Raw genomic sequence first — 13,256 nt, 5'->3', positions numbered from 1 at the left:
GCAGCGATGACCACTGCTCGCCGCCACCTGGTGTGGGACTGGAACGGAACGCTCCTCGACGACCTCGACCTGGTGGTGCGGGCCACCAACGTCGCCTTCGCCAGCGCCGGCGGCCCAGCGGTCACCGCCGAGGAGCACCGGGTGCGGTTCCGCCGGCCGATCGCCGACTACTACGCCGAGATGCTCGGCCGGGCGATCGACGAGGAGGCGTTCGGCCGGCTCGACCGGATCTTCCACGACGCCTACCGGGCCGGGTTGACCAACTGCGCCCTGGCCGCCGACGCGACCGCGGCGATCGCCGCCTGGCCGGGCAGCCAGTCGCTGTTGTCCATGTGGTTCCACAACGAGCTGGTGCCGACGGTCCGCACGTACGGGCTGACCCCGCACTTCACCCGGGTTGACGGGCTGCCGGGTGCGGTGGGTGGGGGGCACAAGGCCGAGTGGCTGGCGAAGCACCTGGCCGAGCTGGGGCTGGGCGGCCACGAGGTGGTGCTGATCGGTGACTCGCTCGACGACGCCGACGCCGCGCTCTCGGTCGGCGCCCGCTGCGTCCTCTACACCGGCGGCCTCTCCGACCCCACCGTCCTCCGCGCCTCCGGCCACCCCGTCGCCGACACGCTCAGCGCCGCGGTCGCCGTCGCCCGCAACCTCCCCTGACGCACGGCGAGGGTCAGGCGCGGAGATGGGTGAGGACGGCCAGGACGCGGCGGTGGTGGTTGGTCGCGTCGGCGGGGAGGTTGAGCTTGGTGAAGATGTTGCGGACGTGCTTCTCGACCGCGCCGTCGCTCACCACCAGCGCCCGTGCGATGGCGGTGTTCGAGCGGCCCTCGGCCATCAGGGCCAGCACCTCCCGCTCGCGCGGGGTCAGCTCGGCCAGCGGGTCGTCGCGCCGGCGCCGGACCAGTAGCTGGCCGATCACCTCCGGATCGAGCACCGTCCCGCCGGCGGCCACCCGGCTCAGCGCCTCCAGGAACTCGTCGATCGCGGCCACCCGGTCCTTCAGCAGGTAGCCGATCCCGCCCCCGCCGGCCCCGCCGGTGGTGGCGAGCAAATCGTCCGCGTACGACACCTCGACGTACTGGGAGAGCACCAGGACCGGCGTACGCGGGACCAGCCGGCGGGCCTCCACCGCCGCCCGCAGCCCCTCGTCGGTGTGCGACGGCGGCATGCGCACGTCCACCACCGACACGTCCGGCCGGTGGGTCACCACCGCCTCGACCAGGGCGTCCCCGTCCCCGACGGCCGCCACCACCTCGTGCCCCGACTCGGTGAGCAGCCGGACCAGCCCCTCCCGGAGCAGTACGGCGTCATCCGCGATCACCACCCGCATGGGTCCGGTGTCTACCACGTCGCCGTCCTCGCCGTCCGACCGTGCGCCGGGAACGGATCGGGCGGTTTCCCGGTCGTCCGGGCCGGACGACCCGCTCATCGGGGCAGCTCGGCGTGGATCCGGGTCGGGCCGCCGGCCGGGCTGACCACGTCGAGGACACCCCCGGCGGCGCGTACCCGGTCGGCGATTCCGCTCAAGCCGTGCCCCTTGGCCAGGTGGGCGCCGCCGACCCCGTTGTCCCGTACGCCGATCTCCAGCCGGCCGACCCGGCGGGTCACCTCGACCCGGCAGGCGGTGGCCCGGCTGTGCTTGGCGACGTTGGTCAGCGCCTCGGCCACCACGAAGTACGCGGTGCTCTCCAGCGCCGCGTCCAGCCGGCCCCCGGGCGTACCCAGGTCGTCGTCGATCGCCAGCTCGGTGGGGACCAGGGCGCGGGCGGCGAGGGCGGCCAGGGCGCTCGGCAGGCCCCGGTCGACCAGGATCGGCGGGGCGATGCCCCGGGACAGGGCCCGCAGCTCGTCAAGGGTCTCCCGGGTCTGGGCGACCGCCTCGTCCAGGGTCCGCCGGGCCGCCTCCGGGTCGGCGGCGAGCTGTTGGCGGGCCCGGCTGAGGTCCATGGCGAGGCGGACCAGGCGCTGCTGAGGGCCGTCGTGGATGTCCCGCTCCAGCCGGCGCAGGGCGGACGCCTCGGCGGAGGCGGCGGCCTGCTTCTGCTCCTCCAGCGTGCTGATCCGGTGGCGCATCTCGGCCACCCCGGTCAGCAGGGTGCGGGCCAGGCCGGCCTGGAGTCGGGCGCAGCCCCGGGCCACCAGCGGAAGGGTGAACAGGCAGAACAGCCCGAACGAGGTGTTCAACGCGATTCGTGGGAGGGGTCCCACGCCCATCCCGAGCAGTTCGCTGAGGTCCTGCTGGCCCGGGCCGTGCGGGAGCGCCCAGTCGTACGTGACGTAGAGGGTGCCGACGGCGGCCACCACCCACCAGGACAGCAGCACCGCGAAGGTGGGCACCGTCACCAGCAGCTTGATGAAGGCGTGCAGCAGGTCGAGCCAGGACTGCGGGTCGCGCATCGGCACCAGGATCCGGCGCCAGTAGCCCGACCCCGGCTCGGGCGCCAGGTAGACGGGGCGGACCCGGGGTTGGCGGAGCACGGCCGGCAGCCGGAACCGTTCGAGATCGGCCAGCAGGCGGGCCGCGTACACGGTGCCGGCGAGGACGGGCAGGCCGAGGGTGGTGACCAGCAGCCCGGCGGTGAGCGCGATTCCCGTCACGGCCAGCGTGAAGCCGACCACCGCCAGCGGCAGGCCGGCCAGCACGTAGCCGGAGTCGCGCAGGAGCTGCCGGCCCAGGCCGGGGGCGGGTGCGGTGGGGGTGGGCGCGGTGGCCAGTGGTACGCCGGTCATGTCCTGAGGCTATGGGCCGTCGCCCGCTCGGCCCATCCCGTGAACCGGCCTCTCCGGGGTGGGGTTCTCCCTACCCTGGGTGAGACCTGCCTCGCAGTATCCGGTGACACACCGCGATCGGGCGCGTGCGATTGGTCAGAGAAGTCGGGATTGAGCAATAATCTGCGACTGGCGCCGATGGCGTGCGGTTTATCGATCTTGTGGGATGGAGGGGCAGGTGGACGCGCGTCGCGGGCCAGCAAGATCGCGATTTGTGCACCCCTTCACAAGCGCCTACTCTGTAGTTCCGACGCGCCCTGCTAGCACAGCCGGCAACATCGGTCGCCAGCGGGAGTCCCGAAACGACCGGCCGTCGACGCTGGTCGAGGATCGCACCGCACGGAGTCTCATGAGTCAGCACCGTCACCCAGGCGCGCCCGGCCGCGCCGGTGCCGTACCGGCGCTCCCGGACCTGCCCGAGGCGACCGTCGCGCGGCTCCCGGAATACCTCCGTGCCCTGCACGCCCTCGCCGAGGCCGGCCACGAGACCGTCTCCAGCGAGGGGCTGGCCAACGCCGCCGGGGTCAACTCGGCGAAGCTCCGCAAGGACCTCTCCCACCTCGGCTCGTACGGGACCCGGGGCGTCGGCTACGACGTCACCCTGCTGATCGACCAGATCGAGTCGGTGCTCGGGCTCACCCAGTGCCGCTCGGTCGCCCTGGTCGGCGTGGGTAATCTCGGTCACGCTCTGGCCGGCTACGACGGCTTCGCCAGCCGCGGCTTCCGCATCGCCGCGCTCTTCGACGCCAACCCGTCCCGGATCGGCGAGGAGATCAACGGGCTGGTCGTCCGGCACATCGACGAGCTGCCCGGGGTGGCCGCCGAGGAGTCGATCTCGATCGGCGTGATCGCCACCCCGGCGCCGGCCGCCCAGCGGGTGGCCGATCAGCTCGTCGCCGTCGGCGTGACGAGCATCCTCAACTTCGCTCCGTGCGTACTCTCGGTTCCGGAGGGGGTCGACGTGCGCAAGGTCGACCTCGCGATCGAGCTGCAGATCCTGTCCTTCCACGAGCACCGCAAGGCGTCGCTGACCGCGCTCCCCGCCACCGGCGGGTCCGCCCTCACCGCCCTGCCCGGCGGGCTCGCGGCGACCGACACCCAGGAGGCGATCGGCACGTGAAACTGCTCGTTGTCGGCGCGTCCTACCGCACCGCCCCGGTCGCCACGCTGGAGCAGTTGGCGGTCGCCCCCGCCGACCTCACCCGCACCCTGGACCGGCTGGTCGCGCAGCCGTACGTCGCCGAGGCCGTGCTCGTCTCCACCTGCAACCGGGTGGAGGTGTACGCGGCCGTCTCCGGCTTCCACGGCGGCCTCGGTGACATCTGCGCGGTCCTGGCCGACCAGGCCGGCTGCCCGCCGGCCGCGCTCGCCAACCACCTCTACGTGCACTACGACGCCGCCGCCGTCGACCACGCCTTCCGGGTCGCCGCCGGGCTGGACTCGATGGTGGTCGGCGAGGCGCAGATCCTCGGCCAGCTCCGGGACGCGTACCACTCGGCCAGCGGCGCCGATTCCGCCGGTCGGCTGCTGCACGAGCTGATGCAGCAGGCGCTGCGGGTGGGCAAGCGCGCGCACGCCGAGACCAACATCGACCGGGCCGGTCAGAGCGTGGTCACCGCCGCCCTCGACCTGGCTGCCGGCCTGCTCGACGGCGAGCTGGCCGGCCGGCCCGCCATGGTGGTGGGCGCCGGCGCGATGGGTTCGCTCGGCGTGGCCACCCTCTCCCGGCTGGGCGCCGGCCCGCTCACCGTCACCAACCGCGGCGCCGACCGGGCCGTCCGGCTGGCCGAATCGTACGGCGCGAAAGCCGTGCCGCTGGCCGGGCTGGTCGACGCGCTTTCCACAGTGGACATCGTAGTGGCCGCCACCGCGGCCACCGAACCGGTCCTCACCCGCGACGTGGTGACCCGGGCACTGGCCCGGCGGGTCGCCGGCCGCGGCCCGCTGGTCCTGCTCGACCTCGCCGTCCCGCGCGACGTCGAGGCGGGGGTCGCCGAGCTGCCCGGCGTCGAGGTGATCGACATCGACCGGATGGCGGCGATCCTCGCCGACGGCTCGGCCGCCGCCGATGCCGCCGAGGTGGCCCGGATCGTCACCGGTGAGGTCGAGGCGTTCCTCAGCTGGCTGCGCGGCGCCGACGTGGCGCCCACCGTGGCCGCCCTGCGGGGACGCGCCGACGAGGTGGTCACCGCCGAGCTGCGCCGGCTCGCCCAACGCCGCCCCGACCTCACCGACGACCAGCGCGCCGAGGTCGCCCGCACCGTGCACCGCGTGGTGCAGCGGCTGCTGCACCAGCCGACCGTACGGGTCCGCCAGCTCGCCGCCGAGCCCGGCGGCGACCAGTACGCCGCCCTGCTGCGCGAGCTGTTCGACCTGGAGGTGCCGCAGACCTCCCCGGTCGACACCGTTCCCGACGTGGTGGAGGCCGACCCGACCGTCCGGCCGTCGTTCGAGGTAATGGGCGTGCCGGTGAGTGATTTCGACATCCCGTCCACCGGAGGTGCGCGATGACCGCCCCCCTGCGCCTCGGCACCCGGGGCAGCGCCCTGGCGATGGCCCAGTCCGGCCACGTCGCCGAGGCCCTCACCGCGGCCACCGGCCGCGCGGTCGAGCTGGTCGAGGTGGTGACCGCCGGGGACCGCTCGTCGGCCCCGGTGCACCGGCTCGGTGTCGGCGTCTTCGTCTCCGCGCTGCGGGACGCGCTGACCGCCGGCACCATCGACTTCGCCGTCCACTCGTACAAGGACCTGCCCACGGCGGACGCCCCCGGCCTGCACCTCGCGGCCGTACCGCCCCGGCAGGATCCGCGCGACGCGCTGGTCGCCCGGGACGGCCGTACGCTCGCCGAGCTGCCACCCGGCGCCCGGGTCGGCACCGGCGCGCTGCGCCGCATCGCCCAGCTGCACGCGCTCGGGATGCAGCTGGAGGTCACCCCGATCCGGGGCAACGTGGACACCCGTCTCGGCCGGGTGCTCGGCCCGGACGCCGACCTCGACGCCGTCGTGCTGGCCCGGGCCGGGCTCGCCCGCCTCGGCCGGGCCGGCGTGATCACCGAGACGCTCGACCCGATGCTGATGCTGCCGGCGCCCGCACAGGGCGCGCTGGCGGTGGAGTGCCGGGTCGACGACCAGGACCTGGTCGAGCTCCTCGCGGTGCTCGACCACGCACCGTCCCGCGCCGCGGTCACCGCGGAGCGGGCACTGCTGGCCACCCTGGAGGCCGGGTGCAGCGCGCCCGTCGCCGCCTACGGCGAACTCGCCGAGGGTGACACCGGCGAGGAGATCTACCTGCGCGGGGCGGTGATCAGCCCGGACGGTACCCGTGACCTCCGGCTGTCCCGCACCGGAACGCCCGCCGACGCGGCGGAGATCGGCAAGGCACTCGCCGCCGAACTCCTCGAACTCGGCGCCGACTCGATCCTCGGCCAAGAAGGACACGCCGGCCCGGGGACCCAGCAATTTGGGAGCACAGAATGACCCGCACCCGTAAGCCCGTAGGCCGTATCGCGTTCGTCGGGGCCGGTCCCGGCGACCCGGGCCTGCTGACCCGCCGGGCGCACGACGCCCTGGTCGACGCCGATCAGGTGGTGTACGACCGGGGAATCCCCGAGTCGCTGCTCGAGCACGTCCGTGCCCACGCCCGAGCCGACGCCCAGTTCAGCCCCGCCGAGGGCGTACCGGGGGACGTGGCGAAGGTGCTGATCTCCGCGGCCCGCTCCGGGCAGAACGCGGTGCACCTGGTCGCCGGTGACCCGTTCGGCCACGAGTCGGTGGTCAAGGAGGTGCAGGCGGTGGCGCGTACCGCCGCGCACTTCGAGGTGGTCCCGGGCGTCGGCCAGGCCGAGGGGGTGGCCACCTACGCGGGTGTGCCGCTGCCGGGGGTGCGGACCGCCGCCGACGTCGAGGACGTCACCGCTCTCGACTTCGACGCGCTGGCCGCGGCCGTCAACCGGGGCTCGCTGGCACTGGCTGTGGACGCCGGCGACCTGGCCGCCATCCGGGACGGCCTGCTGGCCGCCGGGGTGGACGGCACCACCGGCGTCGGGGTGACCGGCGACGGCACCGGCGAGACGCAGTACACCACCACGTCGACCGTGGACTCCTTCGTCGCGGCGGCGCTCGGCTTCACCGGCCGGGTCGTGCTCACCCTCGGTGAGGGCGTCGGCCAGCGCGACAAGCTGAGCTGGTGGGAGAACCGACCGCTGTACGGCTGGAAGGTGCTCGTCCCCCGGACCAAGGAGCAGGCCGGCGCGATGAGCGCCCGGCTGCGCGCGTACGGCGCGATCCCGTGCGAGGTGCCGACCATCGCGGTCGAGCCGCCGCGTACCCCCGCCCAGATGGAGCGGGCGATCAAGGGCCTGGTCGACGGCCGGTACGCCTGGGTGATCTTCACCTCGGTGAACGCGGTGCGGGCGGTCTGGGAGAAGTTCGCCGAGCACGGCCTGGATGCCCGCCACTTCGGCGGCGTGAAGATCGCCTGCATCGGTGAGGCCACCGCGGACGCGGTCCGGGCGTTCGGCATCCAGCCGGAGCTGGTGCCCTCGGGCGAGCAGACCTCGGAGGGCCTGCTGGCCGAGTTCTCGCCGCACGACGAGATCCTCGACCCGGTCGGCCGGGTGCTGCTGCCGCGCGCCGACATCGCCACCGAGACCCTGGCCGCCGGGCTCACCGAGCGGGGCTGGGAGGTCGACGACGTGACCGCGTACCGGACCGTCCGGGCGGCGCCGCCGCCGGCCGAGATCCGCGACGCGATCAAGTCGGGCGGGTTCGACGCGGTGCTCTTCACCTCGTCCTCCACCGTCCGGAACCTGGTCGGCATCGCCGGTAAGCCACACGCGCGTACCGTTGTCGCTGTCATCGGGCCCAAGACGGCCGAGACCGCGACGGAGTTCGGCCTGCGGGTCGACGTGCAGCCCCAGCACGCCTCGGTGCCCGACCTGGTGGAGGCGCTCGCCGCCTACGCCGTCGAGCTGCGCGAGAAGCTGGCCGCCATGCCGGCCAAGCAGCGCCGCGGTTCGAAGGTGCAGGGGCCCACCGCCCTCAGGTTCCGGTAGTCGCTAGGGAGATTCCCATGCCGTACCCCGAGATCCGGCCCCGCCGGCTGCGTCGTAACGCGGCCGTGCGGCGGCTGGTGTCCGAGACCCGCCTCGACCCGGCCGAGCTGGTCGTGCCGATGTTCGTCAAGGAGGGGCTGACCGAGCCACGGGCCGTCGCGTCGCTCCCGGGAGTGCTCCAGCACTCCCGGGACTCGCTGCGCAAGGCCGCCGTCGAGGCGGTCCAGGCCGGGGTGGGCGGGATCATGCTCTTCGGGGTGCCGGCGACGCGGGACGAGTCCGGGTCGGGCGGCCTCGACCCGGACGGCATCCTCAACGTCGCCATCCGCGACGTCGTCGCCGAGGTGGGCGACGCCACCGTGGTGATGAGCGACCTCTGCCTGGACGAGTTCACCTCGCACGGGCACTGCGGCCTGCTCAACCCGGACGGTGCCGTGGACAACGACGCCACGCTGGCGGCGTACGCCCGGATGGCGGTCGCCCAGGCCGACGCCGGGGTCCACATGGTCGGCGCGTCCGGGATGATGGACGGCCAGGTCGGCGTGGTCCGCCGGGCCCTGGACGCCGCCGGACACCAGGACGTGGCGGTGCTCGCGTACGCGGCCAAGTACGCCTCGGCCTTCTACGGCCCGTTCCGGGACGCCGTCGAGTCGGCGCTGGAGGGCGACCGGCGCACCTACCAGCAGGACCCGGCGAACCTGCGGGAGTCGCTGCGCGAGGTCGAGCTGGACGTCGCCGAGGGCGCCGACCTGGTGATGGTCAAGCCGGCCCTGCCGTACCTCGACGTGGTCTCGGCGGTCCGGGCCGCGGTGGACGTCCCGGTCGCCGCCTACCAGGTCTCCGGCGAGTACGCGATGGTCGAGGCGGCCGCCGCGAACGGCTGGATCGACCGGGAGCGGGTGATGTTGGAGACGCTCACCTCGATCCGCCGGGCCGGCGCGCAGATCATCCTCACCTACTGGGCGGTCGAGGCCGCCCACCTGCTCCGCGAGCGCTACTGAGCTGTCGTCGTCCCGGGGCGTCTTTCCCGCCCCGGGCTGGCGCCTGCCGCTGCGTCGAGGGCCGGCAGCCGCTTCGACGAGGGCCGGCAGTGCCGGCCAACCGTCACTCTGCGTGGCTGCGACGATCCCAGCACCTCTCTCCCGCATTCGCTTTGCTCTGCAGCCACATACGCAGCGCCTACGCTCCGTGCTCGATGCGTATGCGGCTGCAGAGCAAAGGTGGGCGGGGGGTGCCAGCACCGCACCCTCTCGACGGGGTGAATAGCCCGTTTTCGGGGGACTTCTAGCGAGGTCGGCCGGACTTGCCGATTGTTGGCCTTGGCATCGGTGACTCGGCGTGAAGGATGCGCTCCGTCACGAACTGTGCCCCGCTCGGAGCAGTGTCGGGCCAGGGAGGGCGGGTCCGCGACGCCGACGGGTCTTCCACACGAGGCCCGGTTGTCCACAGCCGGACCGGTCGGGGTTGTCGCGGCGCCGCCCGACGCGCGACCGTTCCTCTGTGACCGTCTCCGCAAGGCCCGAGGACGCTCCGGAGCCACCCGCAATGCTGACCGATCCCTTCGACATCCCGTGGCCCGCCGCCGGGATCGTCCGGGCGGTCCGCCGCCGGGCCGACGCCAGCCAGCGTGAGCTGGCCCGGTTCGCCCAGGTGCATCCGACCACCATCGGCCGGATCGAGGCGGGCACCCTGACCCCGAGCATCGCCATGCTGCGTCGCGTCATCGGCGTGGCCGGCTTCCGCCTCGCCGTGGTCGACGAGTTCGGTCGGGTGCTCCAGCCCATGCGCGACCGGGACGACCTGCGTGACGGCGCCGAACGCCGCTACCCGTCCCACCTCGACGTCATCGCCGACCCCGAGCCAGGGGAGTGGTGGGCCGACCTGTACGGCCTGGCCCGTCCACCGGAGACCTTCTACCGCGATCGGGGGCTCCGGGACGCCCTGCGTCGACGCAGCCAGTGGGAGGTGCGGGTGGCGAAGTACCGTGGCGTTCCGCCCCCCGCCGACCCGCAGCGGTGCGGATACCGGAACGGCCCGTCGTCCGGCCGGTGAGCCCAACGGCGGGTCTGTTCCGTGTGTACGCCTGTCAGTCGTCGTTCAGGATGGTGCCGACCGCCATCGGGTCGGCGAGCCGGATCCCCGGCACGCCCGCCACGTAGAGCCTGAGCTGCTCGTCCGCCTCGCGTTTCCGGTCACCGTGGACGGTCACCGGGAAGACCAGCGACGTCCGGCCCGCGGCCAGCGTCCGGCAGCCGACGTACGGGTCGTAATCCGACCCGGCCTGTGCGGTGGTGCCGTAGGTGCTGGCGCAGATCAGGGCCGACCCGGAGAGCGGCCGGGAGACGGTCACCGTGAACGTCATGGTGGTGTCGCCCTTGTTGCCCTCCAGCACCGAGGTGTCGGCCACGCTCAGCGACGGGCGGGAGCGGAATCGGGCCACCTGCGGGTCGTGGTCGCTGGCACCCCGGTCACCGAGGCCCTCGGCGTCGGCCGGGTAGTCGGCGTTGACGTGCGCCGAGCGGATCTGCACGAGGTCGCCGTGCAGGTTGTCGTTGACGAAGAGGTTGTCCAGCGTCTGCGCCTGTCCGCTGTAGGTGTACGAGTAGGCCGCCGCCGGCACCTCCGCCGCCAGGTCGTCCCAGAGGTTGTGCATCCCGGCCTGGTACAGCGGCCCGAGCTGGTCCGAGGGGGTCGGGTTCTCCGCGGTGGCGATCGGGTCGTCCGGGCGCGGGAAGACGTTCAGGTCACCGCCGTAGACGACCCGGGCGTCGGGGTCGGCCGCCTCGATGGCCCGCACCAGCGCGGCCCCGTACGTGGCCTGCTCCCGGCGCTGTCCGACCCGGGTGTCCGGTCCGGACGAGTAGTGGTTGCTGACCGCCCAGAGCGGGTAGCGCTCGGACGAGCCGGGTGCCGCCGCCACGGTGAACTTGGCCAGCTGCGCCGCCCTTGTGTAGACGTTGGCACCGTCCACACCGGTCGACCGGTCCACGTCGGCCGGCAGCACCGCGTTGAACGCCTTGGGGTTCTGCACGTCCGCGTTGGCCGGCAGCCCGGCTGAGCGGTAGTCCACGGTCGGGGCGGTGCCCAGCAGCGGGTCGGCGGCGGTCGCCTCGGCCAGCGTGAGCCGGTCGGTGCGGTAGAGGAACGCCGAGGTGATGCCCCGGGCGTCCGCGCCGCTGCGGTCGTACGACGTGGCGTAGGCCGGGCCGCCGTTGGCCGCGATGGCCAGCGCCAGCTCCTGGACGGTGTCCGGCGCGCCGTCGGCGTTGTTCGTGGTGCCGCAGACCAGTTGGCCGTAGACCACCGAGCAGATGTCCTGGTCCTCGGCCTCCTGCACCAGCAGCAGGTCCGGGCTGTGCAGGTTGTTGACGATCTGCCGGGCCTCCACGTTCAGCCGGGCGGTGTACGCCTCCTCGCTGGCCGGCACGTAGTCGAACGGCGGGTCGACCCCGGTGCAGCCCGAGTTGTCGGCGAAGTCGCAGCCGTCGAACGGGTCGTCCCGGTAGTCGTACAGGTTCTCGAGGTTGAAGGTGGCGACCGCGACCTCGGAGTTCCGGTCCGCGGGCTGCGGCGGGTTGTTCCCCGCCGGGTCGGCGCCGCCGGTCAGCGTGAGCTGCTCCGGCTGCACGCTGTACTTGCTGAAGGCGTAGGAGACGGCGCCGTAGGCGTCCTCGGTGAGCGTGTCGTAGGTGCGGGCCTCCGGCAACAGCGCGGCGGAGTCCCCGGCGGTGGCCTTCACGCCACCGGCAGCCAGCAGGATCCGCTGGTTGTTGTCGTTGTCGAACAGGGTGCCCGGGACGTCGTCCAGCGGGTGCGCGTCCCGGAACACCCGGCGGGCGTACGGGTCGGCCCGCTTCATGATCGGGTCCTCGCGGTCCACCACGTAGATCTCCGAGTCCGCAGTGGAGGCGTAGACGTGCCGCGGGGCGGAGACACCGCTGCCCGAGCGGACCCGCATCCGCGCGCCCTCGTGCCGCTCCCAGAAGCGGTCGGCGGCGGCCGCGTCGGCCGGCGGCACGGCGTCGTCGACCTGCACGGCGGCGTCGACGTCGAGCCCGGAGTCGATCCTGCGCACCAGCGAGGCGCTGGAGAGCTGGGTCTGGTTGAAGTATTCCGACACCCGGGCGCGCAGCACCACCTCGTCGCCGACCGTCGGGGCGTAGCCACCGATAAGCGTGGTGAACGAGCCCATGAAGACGAAGATGCCGTCCGAGGTGAGCGGATCACCGTCCTCGGTGCCTTTGCGGCTCTGCAGGTAGAAGCCGTACTGGTCGGCGCCGGCGCTGCTGCGGGTGAGCGACAGCTGGGTGATCACGCCGCGTACGTCGTACAGCGCGGCGCTGGTGCCGTTGCCGCTGGCCGGGGCGAGGGGCGACCGGCCGGTGCGGCCGTCCTCGTCGTCGCCGGTGCGGCCCTGCACCTCGCCGACGGACAGCAGGGCGTTGGCCTGCACGGTGAGCGTGCAGGCCGCGGTGCCGCCGTCGGCGTCCCTCGCGGTCACGGTGACCGCGTACGAGCCGGCCGGGAGGCCGGTCGCGGTGAGCGTCGCGGTGGCCGTGCCACCGACCCCGGCGGACGGGGTGAACGCGGTGCGGCTGATCGAGCCGCTCGCCGGCGCCGGTCTGACCGCGCTGACCGCGAGGTCGGCGATCCTGTCGTCGGCGTCGGTGGCGGTGACCTGGCGGGTCGCGGTGCCGCCCGCCTCGACGGTGAGCGTGCCGCCGCAGTTCAGCGTGGCCGGCTGGTCGACCGGGCCGCCGCCGTCGATCGTGTGGCTGCCCAGCCCGTCGAAGGTGTCGGTGGGGTAGCCGGCCCACTGCGCGGCCGGATCGAACGGGTCCGACGGGTCGGTGTCGCCGGCGGTCACCGACGGGAGCCGGCGCAGGGTGTTGTCGGCGGTGCTGGTGAGCCCGGTGCCCCACTCGGTGCCCGGGTCGACGCCGACCTGCCCGATCGAGTCGACCACGGTCCCGCCCTTGCGCAGCACGATCGCGTCGTCGCCGTTGAAGAGCGAACCGCTGTACGTCTGGTCGGCCTCGGCGAGGATCGCGGGCCCGGCCGAGGCGGCGGCGAAGACGAAGACGGCACCGGCGGCGACGGTGCCGCTCAGGGCGATGTTCGTCGACGTGGTCGCGCCGTTGAAGTAGAGCTGGAGCTGGTAGCCGCCGGCGGCCAGGTCGACCGGGGCTCCGGTGCCGTTGTAGAGCTCGATGGCCTTGTTGTTGGACAGGCCCTCGACGTACTCGGAGATGAACAGGTCGGTGGGGGCGGCGCTGGCCGCGGGGGGTGCCACACCGACGGCCGCGACGGAGACGGCGGCGGTGATCGCGAACGCGGCGAACGTGCGGCGCGGCATGGAGCCTCCACGATGGGTGGGTGGAACAAACGCACGCTAAGGGCCGCACCGGTCCGGCGTCCAGCCCCGGGGCAGCCG

At 73.5% G+C, this 13,256-nt stretch carries 10 protein-coding genes; 7 read left to right on the top strand and 3 right to left on the bottom strand.

Translation table 11 applies throughout. From position 1 onward, the window contains the following. The first annotated feature begins 6 nt into the window (after positions 1–6). Positions 7–657, top strand: a complete 651-nt coding sequence (locus tag ACNAVT_RS26980; RefSeq protein WP_416300211.1) for an HAD family hydrolase — start codon at positions 7–9, stop codon at positions 655–657. Between the two features lie 13 nt (positions 658–670). Here ACNAVT_RS26980 and ACNAVT_RS26975 read toward each other — a convergent pair whose 3' ends face one another. Continuing rightward, positions 671–1,330, bottom strand: coding sequence for a LuxR C-terminal-related transcriptional regulator (locus ACNAVT_RS26975; protein ID WP_416300265.1), 660 nt, complete (start codon positions 1,328–1,330; stop codon positions 671–673). 95 nt (positions 1,331–1,425) lie between these two features. Next, positions 1,426–2,730, bottom strand: coding sequence for a sensor histidine kinase (locus tag ACNAVT_RS26970; protein ID WP_416300209.1), 1,305 nt, complete (start codon positions 2,728–2,730; stop codon positions 1,426–1,428). A gap of 388 nt (positions 2,731–3,118) precedes the next feature. Here ACNAVT_RS26970 and ACNAVT_RS26965 point away from each other — a divergent pair, with 388 nt between their 5' ends. The 6 genes from ACNAVT_RS26965 to ACNAVT_RS26940 all read left to right on the top strand — a co-directional run bounded on the left by ACNAVT_RS26965 (position 3,119) and on the right by ACNAVT_RS26940 (position 9,874). Continuing rightward, entirely contained in the window at positions 3,119–3,889 is a 771-nt protein-coding gene (locus tag ACNAVT_RS26965; RefSeq protein WP_416300207.1) for a redox-sensing transcriptional repressor Rex, read from the top strand. Next, positions 3,886–5,280: a glutamyl-tRNA reductase gene (locus ACNAVT_RS26960; protein ID WP_416300205.1), complete on the top strand. Its 1,395-nt coding sequence runs from the start codon at positions 3,886–3,888 to the stop codon at positions 5,278–5,280. Before ACNAVT_RS26965 ends, ACNAVT_RS26960 begins: the two co-directional genes overlap by 4 nt. After that, entirely contained in the window at positions 5,277–6,245 is a 969-nt protein-coding gene (hemC, locus tag ACNAVT_RS26955) for a hydroxymethylbilane synthase (RefSeq protein ID WP_416300204.1), read from the top strand. The genes ACNAVT_RS26960 and hemC overlap by 4 nt, the downstream gene beginning before the upstream one ends. Then, the gene (locus ACNAVT_RS26950; protein WP_416300203.1) at positions 6,242–7,822 is read left to right on the top strand and encodes a uroporphyrinogen-III synthase; all 1,581 of its coding nucleotides are present in this window, start codon (positions 6,242–6,244) and stop codon (positions 7,820–7,822) included. Before hemC ends, ACNAVT_RS26950 begins: the two co-directional genes overlap by 4 nt. 17 nt (positions 7,823–7,839) lie before the next feature. Beyond that, positions 7,840–8,823: a porphobilinogen synthase gene (gene hemB / locus ACNAVT_RS26945; RefSeq protein ID WP_416300202.1), complete on the top strand. Its 984-nt coding sequence runs from the start codon at positions 7,840–7,842 to the stop codon at positions 8,821–8,823. Positions 8,824–9,322: 499 nt separating this feature from the next. After that, a complete protein-coding gene (locus tag ACNAVT_RS26940) occupies positions 9,323–9,874 on the top strand; it encodes a helix-turn-helix transcriptional regulator (RefSeq protein ID WP_416300201.1) in 552 nt (183 codons plus the stop codon). Positions 9,875–9,908: 34 nt separating this feature from the next. Here the strand turns inward: ACNAVT_RS26940 and ACNAVT_RS26935 are convergent, their stop codons facing one another. Further along, a complete protein-coding gene (locus ACNAVT_RS26935) occupies positions 9,909–13,178 on the bottom strand; it encodes a lamin tail domain-containing protein (RefSeq protein ID WP_416300200.1) in 3,270 nt (1,089 codons plus the stop codon). Positions 13,179–13,256 lie beyond the last annotated feature (78 nt).

The organism is Micromonospora sp. SL4-19, assembly GCF_047921475.1.
Classification (GTDB): Bacteria; Actinomycetota; Actinomycetes; order Mycobacteriales; family Micromonosporaceae; genus Micromonospora.
This window is presented reverse-complemented; position numbering and strand designations above follow the sequence as displayed.

What these genes read in the sequence shown, in the direction of transcription:
- ACNAVT_RS26980 (WP_416300211.1), top strand. Translation starts at nt 7, where the DNA reads ATGACCACTGCTCGCCGCCACCTGGTGTGGGACTGGAACGGAACGCTC.
- ACNAVT_RS26975 (WP_416300265.1), bottom strand. Translation starts at nt 1,330, where the DNA reads ATGCGGGTGGTGATCGCGGATGACGCCGTACTGCTCCGGGAGGGGCTG.
- ACNAVT_RS26970 (WP_416300209.1), bottom strand. Translation starts at nt 2,730, where the DNA reads ATGACCGGCGTACCACTGGCCACCGCGCCCACCCCCACCGCACCCGCC.
- ACNAVT_RS26965 (WP_416300207.1), top strand. Translation starts at nt 3,119, where the DNA reads ATGAGTCAGCACCGTCACCCAGGCGCGCCCGGCCGCGCCGGTGCCGTA.
- hemC (WP_416300204.1), top strand. Translation starts at nt 5,277, where the DNA reads ATGACCGCCCCCCTGCGCCTCGGCACCCGGGGCAGCGCCCTGGCGATG.
- ACNAVT_RS26950 (WP_416300203.1), top strand. Translation starts at nt 6,242, where the DNA reads ATGACCCGCACCCGTAAGCCCGTAGGCCGTATCGCGTTCGTCGGGGCC.
- hemB (WP_416300202.1), top strand. Translation starts at nt 7,840, where the DNA reads ATGCCGTACCCCGAGATCCGGCCCCGCCGGCTGCGTCGTAACGCGGCC.
- ACNAVT_RS26935 (WP_416300200.1), bottom strand. Translation starts at nt 13,178, where the DNA reads ATGCCGCGCCGCACGTTCGCCGCGTTCGCGATCACCGCCGCCGTCTCC.